The 22,153-nt window shown below is 58.1% G+C and carries 20 protein-coding genes and 1 tRNA gene; 12 read left to right on the forward strand and 9 right to left on the reverse strand.

Translation table 11 applies throughout. From position 1 onward, the window contains the following. Positions 1 to 128 precede the first annotated feature (128 nt). From J2Y83_RS00955 to J2Y83_RS00975, 5 genes are all read left to right on the forward strand, one after another. Positions 129 to 2,702 carry an HD domain-containing protein gene (locus tag J2Y83_RS00955; RefSeq protein WP_253392707.1) on the forward strand — a complete coding sequence of 858 codons (2,574 nt, stop codon included), beginning with the start codon at positions 129 to 131 and terminating at the stop codon, positions 2,700 to 2,702. 541 nt (positions 2,703 to 3,243) lie between these two features. Then, positions 3,244 to 3,822 (forward strand): recombinase family protein, encoded by a 579-nt coding sequence (locus J2Y83_RS00960; protein ID WP_253392709.1) that lies wholly within the window; start codon positions 3,244 to 3,246, stop codon positions 3,820 to 3,822. 483 nt (positions 3,823 to 4,305) lie between these two features. Then, on the forward strand, positions 4,306 to 4,680 hold the full coding sequence (locus J2Y83_RS00965) for a hypothetical protein (protein WP_253392711.1): 375 nt from the start codon (positions 4,306 to 4,308) through the stop codon (positions 4,678 to 4,680). A gap of 546 nt (positions 4,681 to 5,226) precedes the next feature. Continuing rightward, positions 5,227 to 5,472, forward strand: a complete 246-nt coding sequence (locus J2Y83_RS00970) for a hypothetical protein (RefSeq protein ID WP_223496707.1) — start codon at positions 5,227 to 5,229, stop codon at positions 5,470 to 5,472. A 77-nt stretch (positions 5,473 to 5,549) separates the two neighbouring features. Then, on the forward strand, positions 5,550 to 6,473 hold the full coding sequence (locus J2Y83_RS00975) for a ParB/RepB/Spo0J family partition protein (protein WP_253392713.1): 924 nt from the start codon (positions 5,550 to 5,552) through the stop codon (positions 6,471 to 6,473). 347 nt (positions 6,474 to 6,820) lie between these two features. Here the strand turns inward: J2Y83_RS00975 and J2Y83_RS00980 are convergent, their stop codons facing one another. From J2Y83_RS00980 to J2Y83_RS01005, 6 genes are all read right to left on the reverse strand, one after another. Next, positions 6,821 to 7,621 carry a site-specific integrase gene (locus tag J2Y83_RS00980; protein WP_253392715.1) on the reverse strand — a complete coding sequence of 267 codons (801 nt, stop codon included), beginning with the start codon at positions 7,619 to 7,621 and terminating at the stop codon, positions 6,821 to 6,823. A 47-nt stretch (positions 7,622 to 7,668) separates the two neighbouring features. Next, positions 7,669 to 8,502: a DUF6538 domain-containing protein gene (locus tag J2Y83_RS00985; RefSeq protein ID WP_253392717.1), complete on the reverse strand. Its 834-nt coding sequence runs from the start codon at positions 8,500 to 8,502 to the stop codon at positions 7,669 to 7,671. 104 nt (positions 8,503 to 8,606) lie between these two features. Then, a tRNA-Phe gene (locus J2Y83_RS00990) sits at positions 8,607 to 8,682 on the reverse strand. 103 nt (positions 8,683 to 8,785) lie between these two features. Continuing rightward, positions 8,786 to 9,058 (reverse strand): oxidative damage protection protein, encoded by a 273-nt coding sequence (locus J2Y83_RS00995; protein WP_253392720.1) that lies wholly within the window; start codon positions 9,056 to 9,058, stop codon positions 8,786 to 8,788. Continuing rightward, the gene (mutY, locus tag J2Y83_RS01000; RefSeq protein WP_253392722.1) at positions 9,055 to 10,122 is read right to left on the reverse strand and encodes an A/G-specific adenine glycosylase; all 1,068 of its coding nucleotides are present in this window, start codon (positions 10,120 to 10,122) and stop codon (positions 9,055 to 9,057) included. Before mutY ends, J2Y83_RS00995 begins: the two co-directional genes overlap by 4 nt. Continuing rightward, positions 10,119 to 12,338: an AsmA family protein gene (locus J2Y83_RS01005; RefSeq protein ID WP_253392723.1), complete on the reverse strand. Its 2,220-nt coding sequence runs from the start codon at positions 12,336 to 12,338 to the stop codon at positions 10,119 to 10,121. The genes mutY and J2Y83_RS01005 overlap by 4 nt, the downstream gene beginning before the upstream one ends. Positions 12,339 to 12,661: 323 nt before the next feature. Between J2Y83_RS01005 and J2Y83_RS01010 the strand changes: the two genes are divergently transcribed. The 7 genes from J2Y83_RS01010 (at position 12,662) to J2Y83_RS01040 (ending at position 18,361) form a co-directional block, all read left to right on the forward strand. After that, a complete protein-coding gene (locus tag J2Y83_RS01010) occupies positions 12,662 to 14,323 on the forward strand; it encodes an OFA family MFS transporter (protein ID WP_253392725.1) in 1,662 nt (553 codons plus the stop codon). A 169-nt stretch (positions 14,324 to 14,492) separates the two neighbouring features. Further along, the gene (gene hisB / locus J2Y83_RS01015; RefSeq protein WP_017849940.1) at positions 14,493 to 15,086 is read left to right on the forward strand and encodes an imidazoleglycerol-phosphate dehydratase HisB; all 594 of its coding nucleotides are present in this window, start codon (positions 14,493 to 14,495) and stop codon (positions 15,084 to 15,086) included. Continuing rightward, complete coding sequence (gene hisH / locus J2Y83_RS01020; RefSeq protein ID WP_253392727.1) at positions 15,086 to 15,724, forward strand: imidazole glycerol phosphate synthase subunit HisH; 639 nt, start codon at positions 15,086 to 15,088, stop codon at positions 15,722 to 15,724. The genes hisB and hisH overlap by 1 nt, the downstream gene beginning before the upstream one ends. Beyond that, entirely contained in the window at positions 15,725 to 15,982 is a 258-nt protein-coding gene (locus tag J2Y83_RS01025) for a DUF2164 domain-containing protein (RefSeq protein ID WP_253392729.1), read from the forward strand. 39 nt (positions 15,983 to 16,021) lie between these two features. Beyond that, on the forward strand, positions 16,022 to 16,759 hold the full coding sequence (hisA, locus tag J2Y83_RS01030; protein ID WP_057008570.1) for a 1-(5-phosphoribosyl)-5-[(5-phosphoribosylamino)methylideneamino]imidazole-4-carboxamide isomerase: 738 nt from the start codon (positions 16,022 to 16,024) through the stop codon (positions 16,757 to 16,759). Between the two features lie 9 nt (positions 16,760 to 16,768). Beyond that, complete coding sequence (gene hisF / locus J2Y83_RS01035) at positions 16,769 to 17,539, forward strand: imidazole glycerol phosphate synthase subunit HisF (RefSeq protein WP_122730394.1); 771 nt, start codon at positions 16,769 to 16,771, stop codon at positions 17,537 to 17,539. A 66-nt stretch (positions 17,540 to 17,605) separates the two neighbouring features. Further along, positions 17,606 to 18,361, forward strand: a complete 756-nt coding sequence (locus J2Y83_RS01040; protein WP_253392731.1) for a substrate-binding periplasmic protein — start codon at positions 17,606 to 17,608, stop codon at positions 18,359 to 18,361. 3 nt (positions 18,362 to 18,364) lie between these two features. Here the strand turns inward: J2Y83_RS01040 and J2Y83_RS01045 are convergent, their stop codons facing one another. From J2Y83_RS01045 to J2Y83_RS01055, 3 genes are all read right to left on the reverse strand, one after another. Then, positions 18,365 to 19,948, reverse strand: a complete 1,584-nt coding sequence (locus J2Y83_RS01045) for a serine protease (protein WP_253392732.1) — start codon at positions 19,946 to 19,948, stop codon at positions 18,365 to 18,367. Positions 19,949 to 20,047: 99 nt separating this feature from the next. Then, entirely contained in the window at positions 20,048 to 20,833 is a 786-nt protein-coding gene (locus J2Y83_RS01050; protein ID WP_253392735.1) for a divergent polysaccharide deacetylase family protein, read from the reverse strand. Position 20,834: 1 nt separating this feature from the next. Continuing rightward, positions 20,835 to 22,151 carry a S41 family peptidase gene (locus tag J2Y83_RS01055; protein ID WP_247397314.1) on the reverse strand — a complete coding sequence of 439 codons (1,317 nt, stop codon included), beginning with the start codon at positions 22,149 to 22,151 and terminating at the stop codon, positions 20,835 to 20,837. Positions 22,152 to 22,153: the final 2 nt, after the last annotated feature.

Consider the following 22,153-nt stretch of genomic DNA (forward strand, 5'->3'; position numbering starts at 1 on the left):
AGCCTGCTAGCAACTCTGCAGATTCAAATCAGAATTTACGATTGCCCACTTCCCACCGAGATGGCACTAGCTTATTCTCCAAAAACGCGCCAAAAAATCGTTAATTCCGATTCTAAATGGATTTTAAAATGAACGACCTACCGCAGACGGTACTATCAAGCCAGCTTTACAGCAACCTATCAAGCGACCAAGAGCTAATAACTTCACTTATAAGCATGAGAAAGGTCGCAGAGAGCTTAGCCTCAACTATTTCAACAAGTGTTCCATGCTTCACAGACCATTCAATAAAACACATGGACGCACTATGGCTAATTACCGATCAAGTTTTAACATCGACAGAAATAGCTCAGCTTTCTACCGGTGAAGCCTTTTTGCTAGCTACCTCTTTTTACCTTCACGATTTGGGCATGGCGTATGCAGCCACCGAAGAAGGTAGAGCGATATGTATTGAATCAGGCCATTACAAGGCATTTATGTCTTCTTTTACTCCGGAAAACCGAGCAAAAGACGAGATAAAAGCTCAAGCACTAGCATATACCGTAAGAAAAATACACGCCCCCGCAGCACATGAACTCGCAACCAATAAAATACCGGGATCAGAATACTATCTATTTGAATCAAAAACATTAAGAGACTCTTGGGGTGCAACCTGTGGTCAAATTTCTGCCAGTCATCATTGGAGCATTGAAAGGCTTGATATAGAATTAGGTAAAACTGGAACAGTGCCTCTCCCAGGAGGAAGGAGTGGTGACTTAGGATATGTGGCCTCAATCCTTAGAATCGTAGACTACGCCCATATAAATAGAGAACGAGCCCCATCAATAGAAAGAGCTTTTAAACAGCCTCTACCAGAGGACAGTTTACTACACTGGCTTGCTCAAGAACAAGTTGACGGCCCATTCAGAGATGGCCACGAACTCACCTATCGGTCAGCTGTCGGTATATCAAATGTTGACTCATGGTGGCTCTATTATGAAATGCTCTCTGGACTTGATGCTGAGATAAGGGCAGTTCAACGATACCTCAAAAAGCGCCCTCACAGCATCAACCGCTTTAGCCTTCAAGGAGTTTTAGGGGCGGCATCCCCAGAAGAGACATCTACATATATCAAACCGAACGGCTTCATGCCTATAGAGGTCAACCTCAAAACTGGATCTATAGACAGATTAGTCAAGCTATTAGCGGGTGAGTCGCTATATGGAAACGATCCAATGGCGGCTATCAGAGAACTACTACAAAATGCGAACGATGCTGTGCGCCTCAAATTTCACACGGCGGCAGACGAGTATGATGCACAGGTTGAAAAACTCCCCATCAAAGTAGAGCTATTCGAAAATGCAGAGGGTCATTTTTTAAGCGTTTCAGATTTCGGCGTAGGAATGACAAAAAGGATAATGACCGACTATCTAATTTCTATAGCATCAAACTACTGGGACTCTCAATTTCATTACGATTATCCTGACGCCTTAGAAAAAGGATTCCTTCAGGCAGGGAAATTCGGAATAGGTTTCCTTTCCGTGTTCATGCTTGGAGATGAGATTGAAGTCACATCCAACAAGGCTGGCGGCGAAAAAACTCTCCTGAAGCTTCACGGCGTAGGCAGGAGAGGAGAGATTACGAATTCTAGTCTTACTGCAAAAAGCGGCACCACCGTAAAGATAAAACTAAAAACAACCATAGTTGAAAAGCTCAATTCAATACAGCGCAGAGTAAGCTCATACGCACCAATGCTAAAGACCCCTATAAAAACAATCACCAAAGACTTAGAACATTTATTGGAGCCCGGATGGCTTTTTAAACTTGATCCAGAAAGCTTTAAAAAAACGATATTGCAAATCACAGCCGATCTTGGCCGACACAACTCCGAAGCTTATTACCCACACCGGAGACATACAAGTTCTCAACTAAACGACATATGGGAAAGTTCCCCACCAGAATATGTAAGTGAGAAAGCTAGATTAGTAGCTGGGGCGGAAGGTATCTGTGTTATTTGCTTAAAAGGGCTTTCACTACAGGTAGCCTACACACCTGGCTTTATAGGAATAGTTGAGCTCGACGACGTAACACCTGACGTTAGTCGCCGCCAAGCCTTAGACATAGATCTATCGGGTATTTTAAAAGCTGCACAAAACACAATCATGGATCAGCTTATTAAAAGCTTAGAAAAATACACATCCAATCGACTAATCCTAAACAACTTATCACTTATCTCTAGTTCCATAAAAACTTACGGAGATCAAATACTCCTTAACTCAAAAATAAACTGGCTAAGCAGAATAATTCTTCCGGGCGATATATCGCTTTGTAGCACGCAAATGCTATTTGAGACATTGAAGGCCAACGACACCGTTTTCATTGCGTTCGATGCCAACCCGTGGGAAGCAATGAAATTATGGACAAGTAAGACTCAGAGCGTTGATGGAGAGGCAGCCTTCACACTATCTAACATTGGGGATGGACCAGGTTATAGGCGAGAAATAGAATACATGAGAGGTACTCTTTCAGAGTGCTGGAAAAATTTCTCAGAAAATACAATTTTTTATTTTCTGATAAAATGCATTTCATTCGCGTGGAACGTTAAACCTTCCGACCTTGCTAAGCAACATGACTGGAGACACGAAGGATCCACCGTATACGGAAGACTTACAAAAAACAAAGCTGAAAAGCCATTATACATTGACGAGCCCAGACAGCCCCACTAAAGCATCATAGAGCCACAGTGAAAACGTATAAGACTCCGCAGCTATTTTTTCAGAACTAAAATCTCAACGCACTTTAATAAACATACAGGATTGCCCTTCCCCCCTTGGGGGGGAGGTATTTACGAGCAAACATTAGCTCGTCGCTAGCTGTAGCCCCCTCATACACATCAGATATTTATAAATCCCTTAGTCGATTAACCGCCAGGCGGTGTTGACTCGCTAGAGTCATGACACCACTGCAAACGGACTAAAGATATGAAAATCACATACAGCTGCGGTGCGTCATCATTTTCATTCAATGAGAGCTGAAAGAATACGTCGAGAAAAGCTTCATCTGTAAAGCAGCATCTATGGCGAGTTAGGTGCAAATGACGATTCATCAGCCCAATCCTAGCTCATTAAGCACACCTTATGAGCTAAGCCGGGAGGCGTTTGCCGATGATGAAGAGTCGGGGTCTCCCCGCTAGCTCAAATGTGTTGATTTTATGCGAGCTATGTCGTAAATTTCTGAGCTAACGTTCTGAGCCAGGTAAATCCGCCCATGTCCGCCACCATTGCATATGCCCGCGTCAGCTCCGATGGTCAGTCCGTCGAGGCTCAGCGCCACTCTATCAACCAGCGCTACAGCATCTCCGATGACGGCTGGTTTACCGACGAAGCTACCAGCGGCACGACGAAGGCTTTGCACCGGAAAGGCTTCTCAGCGCTGTTCAGCTACGCAAGGAAAGGCGACATCGTTGTGGTCTCCGCCATTGACCGGCTGGGGCGGAACACAATCGACGTTTTGGAGACGGTCGAAGCACTGAAGTCTAAGGGAGTCACGGTTATATCCATGCGGGAGGGCTTTGACCTATCCAGCCCTACGGGGAAGTTAATGCTGACCCTCCTGGCCGGCGTCGCGGAACTGGAGCGGGAGAACATCCGTGCCCGACAAATGGCCGGCATTGAGAAGGCCAAGGCAGACGGTCGAAAGCTGGGCGCTCCTAAGCAACACGACGACGCAGCTATTGCCAGGTGGAGAAAGGAAACCAACTCAAGCATCGCAGCTACTGCTGAGCACTGGAAAGTTTCGACAGCCACTGTTAAGCGGGCATGTAAGACATTCCTGAATGTCGCTTGAATAGAGTTAGATGTCTGTTCAGAGCTTTATCGAGCCTGGCCACCTATCACGAACAGCGAGGATAACGCCCCCATAGGGTGAATCATTAGGAGCTCTAGGGATGTTGTCTTGCTGGGCATCTTTGACGCCGTATTCCGGAAGGAACACGAATAGCGTCTTCAGACCAGTGACAAGGCTATGTACTGAGTGGGCCCTAGCAAATAGGCGGCTTAATGTCCGGATCCGGACATTAAAGAGCGTAGATGAGCCCCGCAGCTACAGGGCTACAGGTCATAGAATGAACATTAACACACTTCCGAACCAGACTGTTTCGGAGTCTTCAATGCTGATAAAAATGGCTCTCCAAGAACCTTGAATGGGCGCCCAAATTTCCATGGGAACACGCCCAGTCAAATCCAATGGCGCAACGCTCAAGGACGTCAGGCAAGCTGTCAGCCGACCGTGAAAATCTAGAGTGTTAAGGCCGAAACTGGAGGTCTAGATATGCATCCATTTCAACTAGTAATTGATGAGCTCAAAGCCGCTGGAGTTAAAATCAGCGGAGGTGAGAGTGCTTATAGGCTTCTTCACAAGCTTTGTATCCAAAAGGCTTTTCAAATGAATGGTTCTGCGCTCAGAACGGCAAAGAACGGTGGCCTGCCAAGGAAAAAGGTCATCACCCAGGCCAAATACCTGCTCAATGAATATCTCAAAACGGGCCTTATAGTTCTTCCTGCGCACATGAAGGCCCGTGGTTCTGAACACAAGTACAAGCACGATGGTGACGCGAGCGCTAACCGTAATCTCTGGCGCACCGGTTGGAAGGCGCCTGCCCCGCAGGACAACATGCATCACGGGCTCAATACCGTCAAAGGCTAGGCAAGCTGCCAGGAGCTGCCGGTCCGGCCCGTTTTGGATTATTACGGTCGGCAGCTTTTTCGGACGGTAGTTTCTGCCCTTCCTAGTATTGATGGTGTGCGTCATTTCACTAAACTTTGGCGCAATCCTCCTTCCAGTGATCCATTCCCCGGGCTGAGCGCCGCTGGCACGGCGTCTGCATTTGCTATCGCTGGATATCATCGCTGTGCTGCACCAATCCATTTTTTTCAAGCAGGCGCATAAACAAGGGCGAATGCGCTCACTTCAATCGCAGAATTTCCACCTTCCGACAACACCCGTCTCACTCCTCTGAAATCCTTAGCCCCGCTGGGTTTCAGCAATAAAGACGGCAATTAGTGCCAGTCCTTGAACAAGGCGCCCGTCGCCCCCCCTTCAAACGAGTTCAGGGGAATTGGGGCCCTTCCTTGTGTAACCATACCGGCTTCCCGTCCGGCGACACCTCAATCCCACCTCCTGTAACCCATCAACCCTGCCTGGAAAACCACGGCGGGGCGCTGGCGTTTGCTATCACTGGACCTCAATCCCATGAACACCATACAAAAGCTGGTACGTCTAAATCTTCATCTGCGCTCGGACCACCTAGGCCGACTGACCGCTCTAGCCGGCACTCTAGGCAAGCGGAAGGGCCGCGAAACGCGTCTTGCTGAAGCCATCGAACTGGTTTTGACCGCCGGCCTTGCCTGGAACGACGCCGACCTCCTTGACTTGGCTAAAGGCGACCGGGAAGAACACTGCTGGGTTGCCCTTGGCCCCATAGTGCGGAGTCGCTGAACATGCAGGGACGACTTCAATCTCTCCCCCTTGAGGCAATCCAAACTCACCCGCAGCTACAAAACAGAAACGTCGGAATGCAGAAGTTCAAGGAATACAGCGACGCAAAGCGATACAAACACCACGTGAACGAATTGGCACGTGACATCAAGACAAGCGGGCAGCAAACGCCGTTGACGGTAGTCGCTGCCGAAGAAGATGGCTCCTATCAGCTTGCCCCTGGAGCAGACCAAGCGCACTTTGTCCCCACGCGCTACTGGCTTTTGGACGGCCACCATCGCTTGGAAGCACTGAAGAAGATTGGCAGCGAAGCGGCTCAGGTAGAGGTTTTACCTGGAAAAGGTTTTGCTGACGCAATGGATGCGGCACGTCTAACTAATCAGCAGGTGGTCCAATCCCTGTCACCTTTGGAGCGCACGGAGAACGCCTGGAGCGCATTCAACCTTGAGCGCGACACCTTCCGCCGAATGAGCGTCAAGATGGCGGCGGCGAAGCTGCGTGTTTCAGAGAACACCATCAAGCGGTTCCGTGACGCGGTACGACAAGAAGGTATCCAGTCAGCGAAGATTGATCCCAATGCCCCACGGGATAAAGTTGAGCACCAGCTCCAGGCTTACTGGAGTAGGAAAAGTACTTGGGGGCGCCTCAGCATCATTACTTGGCACGCGTTCAAAAGGTCATGCAGGGAGTCAAATAACCCAGCTAGTTCCGGTGCTTTGAAACACCTGGTCAAGATGGAGATCATCCAGAAACTGTTCGGTGAGGACGGGCGACACGACCCCGGAGTTATCGTTGCGGCGTTGATAGAGCTGGGGCGGGACGCCGAACGGCAAGATGGCGCTGCATACCTGGAGTCGAAGTACAAGCCGAAGGTATATCAGCCAGGGACGACGGACGACGACGAAGCCGAGCGTGACCAAGTTGACCACCACCAGCTTGGACTGGAGGTCGCCCGTATGCTCGCTCAGGAGGTCGAATCCAGAGAACCTGGAGACTTCTAACGGGGGCTCCACAATAGGAGCCCTGAGAGCTCTCGATGGGCTGGAGGCTCCGGCAGCACTGAGTCGGACCAGAAAGCTGTAATTACCTTTCCTGTAGGGCGCTGACCCTAGATGTCTGCGTTCCCTCACACGCATCGGATGCCCATAGCGGCACATATGGAAGTGGGACAACGAGTCCGCCGAGAAGCAGGAAGCTGTTTTGTTTGAGTCGAGACCAACGCTTACAGCTTAGGACGCACGAAACGCTGGCTGTCCTGGACGCTAACGCTGAATGCGCCCATGAACTGACCATGGCAAGCGAGGCAACGGGGATGGGCGGGGCTTATGTGTCCATCCCCCTGTTGCTTTCAGGAGGGTAGAAGGCCAGCCATACGGGCTAAGCTTGGGTACTTCTTCATCTCCTCTGCCATGCGGAATATAGGTGCGTTGCCGTAGGTATCCCCCACGTTCGATGCGGCATGGCCGGTCAGCCAGTCATGCACTTCCTTGGGGATTCCGACTTCGCGGCAAAGTGTCTTGAAGGCATGGCGGAAGCCGTGGGAAGGCATAGCCGTAGTCTGAAGTCGCACTACTTCCTGTAGGTACTTGTCCCAAGTCTTCCCCACGGCGTGACCCAGTCCATCCTTGTGCGGCTTCAACTGCGGGAAAAGGCGGCCATCGGCGGGTAGTCTTTCCTTGTAGTCGAGAAGGCCGAGGGCGAGCAAATCCTCATGCAACGGCACTCTGCGGCGGCTGCTGGCGGTCTTCAAAGACTTGCCCTCACCTGGGCGGATGGCGATACACCAGGTGCCAGACAGTGCGTCCTGCTCCACGTCGGATACCAGAAGCTGGGCGACCTCCTCACGGCGGGCTCCTGTGTAGGCCATCAGCAATGGGAGCCAGTACAAGGCTTGGCCGTAGTCTGCACGCTGGGGAGCCCACGCACCTTGGAATAGGGGGCTTCTGAAGATGGTCACCAGTTCCGCCTGGGTGTAACCCTTCTCCTGTGCTTCCTGGTGGAGGACGCCCTTGTTGATTGCACTGCGGAGGTCGCGCAGTACGCCGGATGCGGCTACCGGGTCGTCGTCGATAGCTTCCAGGCGGTCGCAGGCGAACTTGAATATTGTAGACAGGGCCGCCAGCTTCTTCCGTATGGTCGGGAGCTGCATTGTCGAAGAGCCGCCCTGCCCAACTTCGGAGCGAAGGGTTTCGATAGTCAGACCAAGCTTCCAGCGGCCTTTCGGGAGTTGACCGAGGGCCACACGGAAGTTGTGGAGGTAGCTTTGGATACCTGGGCGGCAGGGACGTCGCCTATCACGAAGATAAGGCGCTGCATACAGTCCTGGTACTCAGCAATGGTCTTCGAGATGTCACCTAGGCCAGCAGTGTCCTGGCGTTTGGACTCGGCCCATATGGTGAAGACTTCTGATAGCCGTAGCCCCTTGCCAGGAGGAGCCTGGAAGACGGTCTCCTGCGAAAGTGGAAGCGACGCGGAGCTCGTGTTGGGAGTTGTGCGCCAATCGCCGTGGTGGCGTTGCAGGGCGGTCTCACAAAGGGTCCGCCACGCTTTACAGAACTCCAGGTAGAGCGCGGCATAGGTCGAGGAGGTAGAAGGGGGGACGGGATGGCCTAGAGGGGCCAGGGTCTCGCGCATCGCTTGGGTCAGTATGACCTGAAGACTCCCGTCCTCCTCGTCCATCACCTCTGCAGGTGCGACTACTTCCCCGCCTAATGTGGCCAGGAACACGGATATGCGCTCGGGGTCGCGTTCCCAAACTTTCAGTTCTGCACTAATCCAGCGGTCAGCCAGTTTGGGGGCGTCGGTGGGGAGTAGGGAGGACTCTCCTTTTAGGGCTGCGCGGGCGAGTGCAAGTGCAGCTTCGCAACGGGCCGCTTCCTCGATGAACGGGATGCGGGCTTCAGCCAGTACCTTGGTGCCCGTGGAGACTTTCCATTCTCGACCGCGACCAACCAGGTGGCGCAGTTCTACAGGTATTGCCTTTCGGTAATAAAAGTTCCCGGTCTTTGGGCATTTGAACGGTTGTGGCATCGCACCCACTTTGTACGCCTCCTTTGTACGACTTCGGGGCGCAGCTTGGAGGTCCAGAAACTAAAAAACCCCTGAGACCTTGCGGAATCAGGGGTTTCGGTATTTGGTGCCCAGAGACGGAATCGAACCGCCGACACGGGGATTTTCAATCCCCTGCTCTACCGACTGAGCTATCTGGGCAACGGGGCGCATTAAACTGGTTTTTCAGGGGGTCGTCAAGCAAGTTTTCAAAAAATATTTAATTATTACCGTCGCTTACGTGCCGACCCCGATTTTTGCTCAATTATTGAGCAGGTGGTACGTAGCCTTCGGCCTTGGCGTAATCCTCGCCGGAAAAGAACTTGTCCATCTCGCCTTGCAGGTATTTGCGGTCTTCGGCGTTCATCATGTTCAGGCGCTTTTCGTTGATCAGCAGGGTTTGGTGTTTCTGCCAGTCGGCCCAGGCTTTGGCGGAGACGTGATCGAAAATGTCCTGGCCCTTGGCACCCGGGAACGGGGTGCGCTCCAGGGCGGGGAGTTCTTCGTGGTACTTGCGGCAGATGATGGTGCGGGTCATGACGAAACTCCTGCGTTCAATACGTCGGCCGCGCGCTTCAGCAGTTTTTTCACCGGGGCGGCAAGGCCCAGGCGCGGCGGGGTGGCGAGGTTATACCAGAGCCAGTCGGCCTCGGCCACGTGATGGGCGGATTCCTCGACCTGGACCAGCCAGGGTTCGATGGCCAGTTGGAAGTGGCTGAAGGTGTGGATCAGCCCCGGCAGTTGCTGTTGTTTACCCAGTTCCAGCGCGTGCTGGTGGGCGAGGTGTTCGAGGTCTTCCAGGTCGTCCAGCTCCGGCAAGCTCCACAGACCGCCCCACAGGCCCGTGGACGGGCGGCGGTAAAGCAGGATCGCGCCGTCGCCATTGGCGAGCATGGGCATCAGCGTGCGCTTCTGGGGGATGGTCTTGCGCGGCTTGGGGATCGGGTAGCGCGTTTCCAGGCCGAGCATGTGGGCTTCGCAGCCTTTTTCCAGTGGGCATAGCAGGCAACTGGGCTTGCTGCGGGTGCAAAGGGTGGCGCCCATGTCCATCATCGCCTGGGTGTAGGCGTTGACGCGATCATGGGGCGTGAAGCGCTCTGCGGTGGCCCAGAGTTGTTTGGCGACCTTGGGTTCGCCTGGGTAGCCTTCCTGCGCGGTAAAGCGTGCCAGCACGCGTTTGACGTTGCCATCAAGGATCGGCGCGCGCAGGCCCATGCTCAGGCTGGCGATCGCGCCGGCGGTGGACAGGCCGATGCCAGGCAGTTCGGTGAGTTTCTCCACGTCGCGGGGAAACTCGCCGGCGTACTCGGCCACGACAATCTTCGCGGTCTTCTGCAGGTTGCGCGCACGGGTGTAGTAACCCAGGCCGGTCCACAGGTGCAGCACCTCGTCTTCCGGCGCGGCGGCCAGGGCTTCGACCGTTGGCAGGGAAGCCATGAAGCGGTCGAAGTAATTGAGCACGGTGCTGACTTGGGTCTGTTGCAGCATGATCTCCGAGACCCACACCCGGTAGGGCGTGATGCCCTGTTGCCAGGGCAGGTCATGGCGACCGTGGCGGTCGTACCAGTTCAGTACCGCCTCGGAAAACTGCTCGTTTCTCATCGTTTGAACAGGCCTTTCAACGCGTCTTTCAACTGCGGATTAACTTTGTCGAGCTTCTCTTCCAGCTTCTCGTTGAGGCGGTTGCCGGCGGCCTTGATGGCGACCTGGCCGAGGCCGTCCTTGTCCAGGCGGCACGCCTTGGCGCCCAGCTCCAGCGGGCCACGGCAGCGCAGCGGGACTTCGATGCCCTGGAAGTTGGCGCCGACCTCGCAGGCGGGGTCCGGCACTTCGCGTTGGTCGCCCTCGACGATGATGCCGACGCGATAATCCATGCCCAGCACGCGCAGGTCGATGTCGCCGTTGCCGTTGACCGTGAGGCCCGGGATGCGCACCTTCAGGTCGGGGTTATTGGCCACGCCGTTGCGGAACGTCAGGTTGCCCTTCAATTCCTGGAACGGTGTGTCCTTGGCCCGTGGCTCGCTGCTCAGGGTCTTGCGGTTGAGCAGGGCGATGCCGGTACACAGTTGCTGTTCAAGGTTGGCATTGAGCAGCACGCCGTTGTTGATCACGAAGCTGGCGTTGCCGTTGAGGCTATCGATCAGCGCCTTTTGGCTGTTGCCGCGGCCGCTGAGGTTGCTGTCGAGGGTGATCTGGCCCTTGATCGGCGGCGTCTGCCCCTGGGCTTGCAGGATGCGTTCGACCGGCACTTGCTTGATATGGCTTTGCAGCGCCAGCACTGGAATATCCTGGCGTACATCGAGGCTGCCGTTGGCCTGGAAGCTGCCGTTGTAGAGGCCGCCGCTCAGGCTGTCGAGCTTGAGCTGGCCGTTGAGGCCGCTGGCCTTGAGCACGGCGTTCTGGATCGGCAGCTTGCTCAGGGTCAGTTGACCGAAGGCCAGGTCGGCCTCCACGTCCAGTGTGCGCAGGCGGGTCAACGGCAGCAGCTTGTCGGTGCTCCAGGCGCCTTTGGTGGGGGCGTCCGGCAGCGGTGTGGTGCCGCCGGCGGCCATGGCGCCGGCTTCGCTGTTCTGCACTTCGGCTTGGCGTGCGGCGGTTGCGCCCTTGGCGGATTCGGACTTGACCGGCAGGTAGTCGTCGGCGTTGAAGGTGTCACCCTTGAGTTGCACACGCAGCGATTGCTTGGCGAAATCGTCCACGGCGACGCGGCCGGTGAAGGTGCTGCTGTCGAGTTTCAGGTTGAGGTCTTCCAGGGCCAGGCGGGTGGGCGTGCCTTGGAGGCGGCTGACCAGTTCGACCTTGCTCAGGCTGCCCTCGGCCATCGGTGGCAGCGGGTTGCCGATGCTGTCGAGGAACTTGGCCAGGTCAAACTGGGCGACGGACAGGGCGCCGCTGATCTGCGGGGTCTTGTCCAGGTCGTTGACCTTCAGTTCGCCGAGGGCGCGCAACTGGTTGGCCGAGAGTTTCAGGTTGGTCCATTCGGCTATGTTGGCCGCCAGGTCCACCAGCAGTTGGCCTTGGGTGGAGAAAGTCACGGTTTTGCCTTGCAGCGGCTCGCCGGTGGCTTCACCACTGATCCTCATGTCTTCGAACTGATAACGCTTGAGCGCACGCTGAATGCGCAGGTTGCCGTTGAGTTCGGTCTTGACGCGCATGAGCGGCTGGTTGCTGCCGAGGAACGCGGTGAGCTTCAGCGGAATACTTGCCCCTTCGTGGATGGCCCCCGCACTCAGTTGGATGCTTTCGGCGCTGAACTGCTTGCCGGTCTGTTCATCGTTGTATTCGATGCGGGCGTTGTTGATGGTCAGGCTGTCGATGTCCAGGCGGATGGGCTGCGGCGGTTTCTCTGCCTTCACCTCGGTCGGCGGTGGCGCCGGTTGCGCTGGGGCTGGGGTCTCGGTGGTCACCTCGGGGGCGTTCTTGCCGATGTCTTCCCAGTTGCCGTGGCCTTGCTTGTCGCGGTTGAGGCGCAGGTTCAGGCCTTCGACACGCACATCGCTCATCTGTACTTCGCGGCGCAGCAGCGGCAGCACGCGTACCGACAGGCCGAGCATCTGCAGATCGGCGAACGGTTGGGTCGGGGTGGTCAGGGTCGCGACGCTGGCTTCGTGCAGTTCCAGGCCCAGCCAGGGGAACAGGCTCCAGCCGATGTCGCCATTGAGCGTCAGCTCGATGTGGGCCTTGTCGCGGGCAATCTGGCGAATCTCGTCTTTGTAGTCGTTGGGATCGAAGAGATGGGTCAGGGCAAAGCCGAGAGCCACAATGATCAGCAACAGCCCGAGAAGTACCAGACCCAGGATTTTGCCGAACGCTTTCATGGGCGAGTCCTTGTATGTCGATTTCAAAATTTAGCCGCAGAGTATAGCGCCCGATGGCCGGCGTCAGTTCACGGATCGTTACATTGTATCTGCCGGCGGGGGCGGTATTTTGGCGTCAAAAAATACAAATAATCAGCGGAAGGTAGTGGCATTTTGGTTTTTCTGTCATCCACTGATGCTAATCTCTGCGCGTTCGTCCGCCTTCTGCGACGTAACGTCGCGCTTTAAATGGAGTTCTATTCAACAAAACGGCCACGCTTTGCGTGCAAGGCCGAAGGAGAGCGCGCCTGACGAACACATACTAATAACTGGGGGAAACATCAATGAGCACTAGCACTGCGGCGGGTATCACTGCCGCGCAGCCTGCGTTCCTGTCCAAGGAGCGCATCATCGCCAAGCCCGGGTTCAACCGTTGGCTGGTTCCACCGGCCGCCCTGGCCATCCACCTGTGTATCGGCATGGCCTACGGCTTTTCGGTGTTCTGGCTGCCGCTGTCCAAGGCGCTGGGGATCACCACGCCGGTCGCCTGCGCGCCGGATATGAGCTTTATCGCCCAGGTCTTCTCGTCCCAGTGCGACTGGCCGATCTCCATGCTCGGCTGGATCTACACCCTGTTCTTCATCTTCCTGGGCTGCTCGGCAGCGATCTGGGGCGGCTGGCTGGAACATGCCGGGCCACGCAAGGCGGGCGTCGTCTCGGCATTGTGCTGGTGTGGCGGCCTGCTGATTTCGGCGCTGGGGATTTATACCCACCAGATCTGGCTGATGTGGATCGGCTCCGGGGTCATTGGCGGTATCGGCCTGGGGCTGGGCTATATTTCGCCCGTGTCGACCCTGATCAAGTGGTTCCCGGATAAGCGCGGCATGGCCACCGGCATGGCGATCATGGGCTTCGGCGGCGGCGCAATGGTGGGTGCGCCTCTGGCGGCAGCGCTGATGGGGCACTTCGCTTCGCCAACCAGCGTTGGCGTGTGGCAGAGCTTTTTGGTGATGGCGGCGATTTACTTCGTGTTCATGATCGGTGGCGCACTGTCCTACCGCGTCCCGCCGACCGGCTGGAAGCCTGAGGGTTGGACTGCGCCGGCGAAAAAAGCCAGCAACGCGATGATCACCCACCGTCACGTTCACGTGAACGTGGCCTGGAAAACTCCGCAATTCCGTCTGGTATGGCTGGTGCTGTGCCTGAACGTGTCTGCCGGTATCGGCATCCTCGGCATGGCTTCGCCGCTGCTGCAGGAAGTGTTCGGCGGCAAGTTGCTGGGTGTGGATGTGCCGTTCGGTCAACTGAATGCCGGGCAACTGGCGTCGATCGCGGCGATTGCGGCGGGCTTTACCGGGTTGTTGAGCCTGTTCAACATTGGTGGCCGGTTCTTCTGGGCGTCGTTCTCCGACTACCTGGGCCGCAAAAACACCTACTTCGTGTTCTTTGCCCTCGGCTTTGCCTTGTATGCGCTGATCCCGAACCTGGGGCACCTGGGCAACGTGGCGCTGTTCGTGGCGGCGTTCTGCATCATCCTGTCGATGTACGGCGGCGGTTTTGCGACCGTTCCGGCCTACCTGGCTGACCTGTTCGGCACGCAGATGGTCGGCGCGATCCACGGTCGCCTGCTGACCGCCTGGGCCGCAGCGGGCGTGCTGGGCCCGGTGCTGGTGAACTACCTGCGTGAGTATCAGTTGAGCATCGGCGTCGAACGCGCCGCTGCCTATGACATCACCTTGTACATCCTCGCCGGCCTGCTGGTGCTGGGTTTCATCTGTAACATGCTGGTGCGCCCGGTGGACGACAAGTACTTCATGACCGACGCCGAACTGGCCGCCGAACAGGCGCTGGGCCATGACAAGGGCGCCGATTCGACCACCGTGCTCGAATGGAAAGCCTCCGCCGGCAGCAAGCCGCTGGCTGTCGCGGCATGGTTGGTCGTGGGTATTCCGTTGGCGTGGGGTGTGTGGGTGACCCTGCAGAAGACGGCGATACTGTTCCACTAAGTTGATTGCAGGCGGGCGCACCATCCTGGAGCGCCCGCTTGTATGCACATGTCTATCCTCGACCCTCCGCGCTTCAACTCGTCAGTCTTATCCCCTTCGATGTTTCTGTTTAGCGCCCGCGCCCCTATAATGGCTGCCTTTTTCGCCCAATGATTTTGCGGAGCTGGTGATGGCCGAACGTAAGGCGTCCGTCGAGCGCGACACTCTGGAAACCCAGATCAAAGCCTCGATCAACCTGGATGGCACCGGAAAGGCCCGATTTGATATCGGTGTACCTTTTCTTGAGCACATGCTGGACCAGATCGCCCGTCATGGGCTGATCGACCTGGATATCGTCAGCAAGGGCGACCTGCATATCGACGACCACCACACGGTGGAGGATGTCGGTATCACGCTCGGCCAGGCGTTTGCCAAGGCCATCGGCGACAAGAAAGGCATCCGTCGCTACGGCCACGCCTATGTCCCGCTGGATGAAGCGCTGTCGCGTGTGGTCATCGACTTCTCCGGCCGTCCAGGCCTGCAGATGCACGTGCCCTACACCCGCGCCACCGTGGGCGGTTTCGACGTCGACCTGTTCCAGGAATTCTTCCAGGGTTTCGTCAACCACGCCCTCGTCAGCCTGCACATCGACAACCTGCGCGGCACCAACACCCACCACCAGATCGAAACCGTGTTCAAGGCCTTCGGTCGCGCGCTGCGCATGGCGGTGGAGCTGGATGAGCGTATGGCCGGGCAAATGCCATCGACCAAGGGCGTCCTGTAATGCAGACGGTCGCGGTTATCGATTACGGCATGGGTAACCTGCACTCGGTGGCCAAGGCCCTCGAACACGTAGGGGCCGGCAAGGTGCTGATCACCAGCGATGCCAATGTGATTCGCGAAGCCGACCGCGTGGTGTTCCCAGGCGTTGGCGCGATTCGCGATTGCATGGCTGAAATTCGTCGTTTGGGCTTTGACAACCTGGTGCGTGAAGTCAGCCAGGACCGGCCGTTCCTCGGTATCTGCGTGGGCATGCAAGCCTTGCTCGACAGCAGTGAAGAGAACGACGGCGTGGACTGCATCGGCCTGTTTCCAGGCCAGGTGAAGTTCTTCGGCAAGGACCTGCATGAAGACGGCGAGCATCTGAAAGTCCCGCACATGGGCTGGAACGAAGTGCGTCGCACCGTCGATCACCCGCTGTGGCATGAAATCCCGGACATGGCGCGCTTTTACTTCGTCCACAGCTATTACATCGCCGCCGGTAACCCGCGCCAGGTGGTGGGTGGCGGGCACTACGGCGTCGACTTTGCCGCTGCGCTGGCCGAAGGTTCGCGTTTTGCGGTGCAGTTCCACCCGGAGAAGAGCCATACCCATGGCCTGCAATTGCTGCAAAACTTCGCTGCGTGGGACGGTCGCTGGTAAATGTCGAGAAAGCCGAAGCTGCCGATCCTGAACCTCACGCCCGAACAGGAGCGTGAGGCTACCGACAAGATCAAGCGCTTCATGGAGGACCGTTTCGAGCTCAAGCTGGGCTCGTTCGAGGTCGCCGAGATCCTTGAGATGTTCACCCTTGAAGTTGCGCCGCACTATTACAACAGGGCGATTTTCGATGCGCAGACGCTCCTTAGAGAAAGGTTCGAAAGTATCGAAAGCGACCTGTGGTCGCTTGAGAAACCCTGATTTCCCAAGCATTGCTGAATATCGAATAAGGTTTGCCAGATGCTGATTATCCCCGCTATCGATCTCAAGGACGGCGCTTGCGTCCGTCTGCGCCAGGGCCGCATGGAAGATTCCACGGTGTTCTCCGACGACCCGGTGAGCATGGCTGCCAAATGGGTGGAAGGTGGTTGCCGTCGTCTGCATCTGGTGGACTTGAACGGCGCCTTCGAAGGCCAGCCGGTCAATGGTGAAGTGGTGACCGCGATCGCCAAGCGCTACCCGAACCTGCCGATCCAGATCGGCGGCGGTATCCGCTCCCTGGAAACCATCGAACACTACGTCAAGGCTGGCGTGAGCTACGTGATCATCGGCACCAAGGCCGTGAAAGACCCAGCCTTCGTCGCCGAGGCCTGTCGTGCGTTCCCGGGCAAGGTGATCGTCGGCCTGGACGCCAAGGACGGTTTCGTCGCCACCGATGGCTGGGCTGAAATCAGCACGGTGCAGGTGATCGACCTGGCCAAGCAGTTCGAAGCCGACGGCGTGTCCGCCATCGTTTATACCGACATCGCCAAAGACGGCATGATGCAGGGCTGCAACGTGCCGTTCACCGCTGCGCTGGCGGCAGCCACTAAGATCCCGGTGATCGCTTCCGGTGGCATCCACAACCTGGGTGACATCAAGTCGCTGCTGGACGCCCGGGCCCCTGGGATCATCGGCGCCATCACCGGCCGCGCGATCTACGAAGGTACCCTGGACGTCGCCGAAGCCCAGGCTTACTGCGATGCCTACAACGGCTGAGGACTGACCATGGCGCTGGCCAAACGCATCATCCCTTGCCTGGACGTCGACAACGGTCGCGTGGTCAAGGGCGTCAAGTTCGAGAACATCCGTGACGCCGGCGACCCGGTGGAAATCGCCCGTCGCTACGATGAGCAAGGTGCCGACGAGATTACCTTTCTCGACATCACCGCCAGCGTCGACGGCCGCGACACCACGCTGCACACCGTCGAGCGCATGGCCAGCCAGGTATTCATCCCGCTGACCGTGGGCGGTGGCGTGCGCTCCGTGCAAGACATCCGCAACCTGCTCAATGCCGGCGCGGACAAGGTCTCGATCAACACCGCCGCAGTGTTCAACCCGGAGTTCGTCGGCGAAGCCGCGCAGCACTTCGGTTCGCAGTGCATCGTGGTGGCCATCGACGCCAAGAAAGTCTCCGGCCCCGGCGAAACCCCGCGCTGGGAGATCTTCACCCACGGCGGGCGCAAGCCGACCGGCCTGGACGCGGTGGAGTGGGCGATGAAGATGGAAGGCCTGGGCGCCGGTGAAATCCTGCTGACCAGCATGGACCAGGACGGCATGAAAAACGGCTTCGACCTCGGCGTGACCCGCGCCATCAGCGATGCGCTGGGCATTCCGGTGATCGCCTCCGGCGGCGTCGGCAACCTGCAGCACCTGGCCGACGGCGTGATCGAAGGCCACGCCAGCGCCGTGCTGGCGGCAAGTATTTTCCACTTTGGCGAATACACCGTCCCCGAGGCCAAGGCGTACATGGCCGCGCGCGGTATCGTGGTGCGCTAAACGTTGCTGGACACCATGGCAAGTGCGCGGCACTCTCTGCGCTTGCCATGGATTCCGGTAACTTTCATGTTCAAAGACCTGCTGCTCGCCCTCGCCAGTACCTCCGTGCTCATGATCGGAGCGTCCCAAGCCGAAGAATCGTCTGACGCCTCCCTGGTGTTGCTGACGGAAAACTTCCCGCCCTACAACATGGCGAAAAACGGCAAGAACTTCGCCAAGGAAGACAACATCGAAGGCATCGCCGTGGACATCGTGCGCGAAACCTTCAAGCGTGCCGGCATTTCCTACAACCTCACCCTGCGCTTTCCTTGGGAGCGGATCTACAAACTGGCCCTGGAAAACCCCGGCTACGGTGTGTTCGTGATGGCTCGCCTGCCAGAGCGTGAAGCGCTGTTCAAATGGGTCGGCCCTATTGGCCCGGATGACTGGGTGATGCTGGCCAAGGCCGACAGCAAGATCCAGCTCGGCGAGCTGGCGCAGGCGCGGCGCTACAAGATCGGCGCCTACAGGGGCGACGCGATTGCCGAGACCCTGGAAAGGCAGGGCCTCAAGCCAGTGCTGGTGTTGCGTGACCAGGACAACGCGCAAAAGCTGCTGGATGGCCAGATCGACCTATGGGCCACCGGCGACCCGGCCGGACGCTACCTGGCGCGGCAGGTCGGTGTGAGCGGGCTCAAGACGGTCCTGCGTTTCAACAGTGCCCAGTTGTACCTGGCGCTGAACAAGGACGTGCCGGATGCGACGGTGGCCAAGTTGCAGGCGGCGTTGGATCAGTTGCGCCAGGACGGCGAGGTCGACGCGATCATGGCGCGCTACCTCTAGCCCTCAGCGCGGCTTGAGCAGGTCCACGCGCAGGGTCGATGGCTGGTCCGCCTGGTCAAAGGCGTAGGTGCAGATCTTGTAGGGCGTATCTTTGAGCGTGATCAGTTGGGCGTACTTTTCCAGCGGCATGCGAGGGGAGTCATTGAGCGGACGCACCAGATCGATGATGTCCTCTTCGTCTTCATCCATAGGCGCAGGCGGTATGGGCAGGTAGTTCACCGGCCGTAGGCAATCGGTGGTGGCGGCAGGACCGTACTTGTAGGTGTAGCGCTGCATGAACGGTGGCGCGAGGTTCCAGATCACCGTATAGGCCCCCAGGCCCAGTTTATCCAGGTTGATCGTCAGGTTGGGCGTGCGTGCCGGGCCTGGCTCGGCCAACTCCACTGCCAGGCTCAAGGCGTTTTTCATCATGCCGTTGGTCACCGGTTGCTCGGCGGAATCCACTCCCACGATACACAGCATGTGTACCCCGGTTTGCGGGCCGATGGGGTCGTTGATGTAGGCCGCGGCCGCCTCGATCGGCGGACTGTAGAGTGCCGGATTCTCGCAATCGATCGCGCGCCGCGTGGTTTTGTAGCGGTAGAACGGGGTGTTGACGGTGAACGTCAGGTTCCAGCGCGGCACGATGTCCTTGCCGCTGCCACCGGACGTCTTGAGAAAGTATTGCTGGATGGGCTCCGGGTTCTGGAAGGTGATCGTGGTGGTCGGGTAGAGCTCGCAGTATTCGCTGTCAGCCTTCAGCACGCCGTCGACAAAACAATGATTAAGGAACGTCACCGGGCTGCCGTAATTGGTCTCGGGGTGCCAGGCGGGCAGGCCGTTGTTGACCTCGCAGGGGGCGTCGCGCTGGCATTTGCGCTCTTCCGGCTGGCCTCGGGTGCTGGTGCTGAGGATGCCGAACAGCTGGTTGGTGCTGCGGTCCAGCAATGGGCCGCCAAAGCCGCCCAGGCCGACGTCCTGGCACTGGTTCTTCAGGGTGACCCGCCACACGAACGGCTGCTCCAGCAGTTCGCGCGAGGCCTGCTGCACGCAGGCGGATAGGTGCAGGGTGTTCCATTCCGGCGCCACCAGGGCGAGGATGTCGACGCCATCGGCGGGCACCTCCTCGGCCAGTTTCAGCGGTGTGATGCCCGCCTTGATCAAGTCCGCCAGGGGGACCTGCAACTCGAGAATGGCCAGGTCGACGCCCTGGCTGCTGCCCCACCTCAGGGTTTTGAGCGGGTAGGTCTTGATGGTTTCGAGGGTGTCGTCGAAGTAGTTGAAGCTGATGCTGCCCTTGATCGGCAAGTCCCGTTGCACCGCACCGTTGAGCCGATGCAGGCAATGGCTGCTGGTAACGACATAGGCCGGCCCGGACTTGCCACGGTCGTCGCGGGTGTCCAACAGGCTGGCGGTGCAGAGTGTCTGGGCGTCATTGCGGACCCGGCCGACGCCGCTCCAATGCTCATGCTGGCGCTGCGCATTGCTGAGCATGCGTGCTGGGCTGGCGTTGGCGAGGCCTTCGCCGAAGTCCGTCGGGGCGCCCCAAAGGGCGAAGGGCAGGGTGGACAGGAGGCTGAAAAAAAGCGCTGAACAGGGTGTTTTCATGGGTCGTCCTTGAGTTGACGCGAGTCCATCCAGAGGCTTCTGGGTGGCTGCCAGGGCAGGCGTCAACTATCGAAGGATCGTCCGGTCACCAAGTGGTATTTATCTACGCGCCGGCTGGTAGGTGCCGTTCTTGCCGTGCCCCGCCATCGCCTGATTGCTGCGCACGCTGATCATCAACTTGATATCGATCCAGTCCACGCCCTGGGCCTTGAGCTTGGGCAGTTCGCGTTCGAGCACCGCCAGGGTCTGTGGATACGGATGGCCGATCATCACCGCTGAGCCCTGTTTATGGGCCAGTTTGATTGCGCTCTGCAATTGCGTGGTGATCGCGGCTTCGGTGCGTTCATCGTCGAGGAACACATCCCGCGAGATACTCGCGAGGCCGATCTTCTGCGCTTCGGCGGCACCGACGGTCTGCGCGCTGGTGCGGCTGTCGACAAAGAACTTGTGACGCCGCTGCAATTCGCCCATCAGCCAGGCCATGGCTTCGGGCTGGGCGGTCATGCGGCTGCCCATGTGGTTGTTGATGCCGGCGGTGTAGGGCACGGCCTTGAACGCGGCGTCCAGGCGTTTGCCGAGTTCTTCGATAGGCAGCTCGGGGTGCCAGGCGAACGGTCCGGTGGCCGGGTCCATGGGCATGTGCAGGATCACGACCTTGCCGGCCTTGTGCGCTTCGCGGGCGAATTCGGCGGCGTGGGGTGTGTCGGGCATGATCGCCGTGGTCACCGGGCCGGGCAGGGCCAGCACGCGGCGATCCCGGGGCAGGTTTTGCCCCAGGTCGTCGATGATCAGGGTCAGGTAGGCTTTGTGCGGTTCGTTGGCCGGGGTCGCGTGGGCGACCCCGGCCAGGCTGCACAGTGCAGCGATGATCAGGGCAACGCGCATATCAACGGCTGCGCGTGATGCTCAAGCCCTTGAGCAGGCTCAACGCCTGGGCCAGTTGATAATCATCGTCCTGCGGCATCGGCTTGGCTTTGGTGCTGCTGCCGGTCGGCTGGTCGGCGCCGCCGTTGCCATTGCCCAGGTGACCTTGCAGGTCGGCTTCCTTGTAGTACTCGCTGTCGGCCTCGTTGGTGATCTTGGCCTTGCGCACTTCGATGTCCGGCACGATGCCCTGGGCCTGGATCGAGCGGCCGTTCGGCGTGTAGTACAGCGCGGTGGTGATTTTCAGGGCGCGCTCGTTGTTCAGCGGCAACACGGTTTGCACCGAGCCTTTGCCGAAGCTGGTGGTGCCCATCAGCACGCCGCGCTTCTGGTCTTGCAGGGCGCCGGCGACGATCTCCGAGGCCGAGGCGCTGCCGCCGTTGATCAGCACGGCCAGCGGCACGTTTTCGCTGAGGTCGTTGCCGGTGGCCGAGAAGCGCAGCTCGGAGTTGGCGATACGGCCCTTGGTGTAGACGATCAAGCCTTTGGTGATGAAGTGGTCGACCACTTCCACCGCCGACTGCAGCACGCCACCGGGGTTGTTGCGCAGGTCGAGCACGATGCCGTTGAGCTTCTTGCCGTTGTCTTTACGCAGCTTGGCCAGAGCCTTGGCCACTTCGTCGCCGGTCTTGACCTGGAACTGGGTGATGCGGATGTAGCCGTAGCCCGACTCCAGCAACTGGCTCTTGACGCTCTTGACCGTGATGGTCGCGCGGGCCAGGGTCACGTCGAACGGCGCACCGCCGTCGCGCACCAGGGTCAGGGTGATTTTCTGGCCGATCTTGCCGCGCATCTTGTCGACGGCTTCGGTCATGGTCTGGCCACGGGTCGGCTGGCCGTTGATCTTGACGATCAGGTCACCGGCCTGGATGCCGGCCTTGGACGCCGGGGTATCGTCGATCGGCGAGACCACTTTGATCTGGCCATCTTCGGCGCCGACTTCAATGCCCAGGCCACCGAACTCACCGCTGGTGCTTTCCTGCAGTTCGGCGAAATCTTCCGGGCCGAGGTAAGCGGAGTGCGGGTCGAGGTTGCTGAGCATGCCCTTGATGGCATTTTCCAGCAGGGTCTTGTCGTCTACGGGTTCGACATAGGCTGCCTTGATCCGGTCCATGACCTCGGCAAAGGTGCGCAGCTCTTCCAGCGGCAACGGCGCCTTGGTGGTCGCGGCCGTGCCGGCGGGTGCAGCCGGTGCGGCCTGGTCGGCGAAAGCCAGAGGCGCGCCGATCACCAGAGCGATCGTCAGGGCCAGCGAAGTGAGGCGGGACAAATGCAGCATGT

The organism is Pseudomonas marginalis (genome assembly GCF_024169655.1).
Taxonomy (GTDB): domain Bacteria; phylum Pseudomonadota; class Gammaproteobacteria; order Pseudomonadales; family Pseudomonadaceae; genus Aquipseudomonas; species Aquipseudomonas paraveronii.

What these genes read in the sequence shown, in the direction of transcription:
- J2Y83_RS00955 (WP_253392707.1), top strand. Translation starts at nt 129, where the DNA reads ATGAACGACCTACCGCAGACGGTACTATCAAGCCAGCTTTACAGCAAC.
- J2Y83_RS00960 (WP_253392709.1), top strand. Translation starts at nt 3,244, where the DNA reads ATGTCCGCCACCATTGCATATGCCCGCGTCAGCTCCGATGGTCAGTCC.
- J2Y83_RS00965 (WP_253392711.1), top strand. Translation starts at nt 4,306, where the DNA reads ATGCATCCATTTCAACTAGTAATTGATGAGCTCAAAGCCGCTGGAGTT.
- J2Y83_RS00970 (WP_223496707.1), top strand. Translation starts at nt 5,227, where the DNA reads ATGAACACCATACAAAAGCTGGTACGTCTAAATCTTCATCTGCGCTCG.
- J2Y83_RS00975 (WP_253392713.1), top strand. Translation starts at nt 5,550, where the DNA reads ATGCAGAAGTTCAAGGAATACAGCGACGCAAAGCGATACAAACACCAC.
- J2Y83_RS00980 (WP_253392715.1), bottom strand. Translation starts at nt 7,621, where the DNA reads ATGCAGCTCCCGACCATACGGAAGAAGCTGGCGGCCCTGTCTACAATA.
- J2Y83_RS00985 (WP_253392717.1), bottom strand. Translation starts at nt 8,502, where the DNA reads ATGCCACAACCGTTCAAATGCCCAAAGACCGGGAACTTTTATTACCGA.
- J2Y83_RS00995 (WP_253392720.1), bottom strand. Translation starts at nt 9,058, where the DNA reads ATGACCCGCACCATCATCTGCCGCAAGTACCACGAAGAACTCCCCGCC.
- mutY (WP_253392722.1), bottom strand. Translation starts at nt 10,122, where the DNA reads ATGAGAAACGAGCAGTTTTCCGAGGCGGTACTGAACTGGTACGACCGC.
- J2Y83_RS01005 (WP_253392723.1), bottom strand. Translation starts at nt 12,338, where the DNA reads ATGAAAGCGTTCGGCAAAATCCTGGGTCTGGTACTTCTCGGGCTGTTG.
- J2Y83_RS01010 (WP_253392725.1), top strand. Translation starts at nt 12,662, where the DNA reads ATGAGCACTAGCACTGCGGCGGGTATCACTGCCGCGCAGCCTGCGTTC.
- hisB (WP_017849940.1), top strand. Translation starts at nt 14,493, where the DNA reads ATGGCCGAACGTAAGGCGTCCGTCGAGCGCGACACTCTGGAAACCCAG.
- hisH (WP_253392727.1), top strand. Translation starts at nt 15,086, where the DNA reads ATGCAGACGGTCGCGGTTATCGATTACGGCATGGGTAACCTGCACTCG.
- J2Y83_RS01025 (WP_253392729.1), top strand. Translation starts at nt 15,725, where the DNA reads ATGTCGAGAAAGCCGAAGCTGCCGATCCTGAACCTCACGCCCGAACAG.
- hisA (WP_057008570.1), top strand. Translation starts at nt 16,022, where the DNA reads ATGCTGATTATCCCCGCTATCGATCTCAAGGACGGCGCTTGCGTCCGT.
- hisF (WP_122730394.1), top strand. Translation starts at nt 16,769, where the DNA reads ATGGCGCTGGCCAAACGCATCATCCCTTGCCTGGACGTCGACAACGGT.
- J2Y83_RS01040 (WP_253392731.1), top strand. Translation starts at nt 17,606, where the DNA reads ATGTTCAAAGACCTGCTGCTCGCCCTCGCCAGTACCTCCGTGCTCATG.
- J2Y83_RS01045 (WP_253392732.1), bottom strand. Translation starts at nt 19,948, where the DNA reads ATGAAAACACCCTGTTCAGCGCTTTTTTTCAGCCTCCTGTCCACCCTG.
- J2Y83_RS01050 (WP_253392735.1), bottom strand. Translation starts at nt 20,833, where the DNA reads ATGCGCGTTGCCCTGATCATCGCTGCACTGTGCAGCCTGGCCGGGGTC.
- J2Y83_RS01055 (WP_247397314.1), bottom strand. Translation starts at nt 22,151, where the DNA reads ATGCTGCATTTGTCCCGCCTCACTTCGCTGGCCCTGACGATCGCTCTG.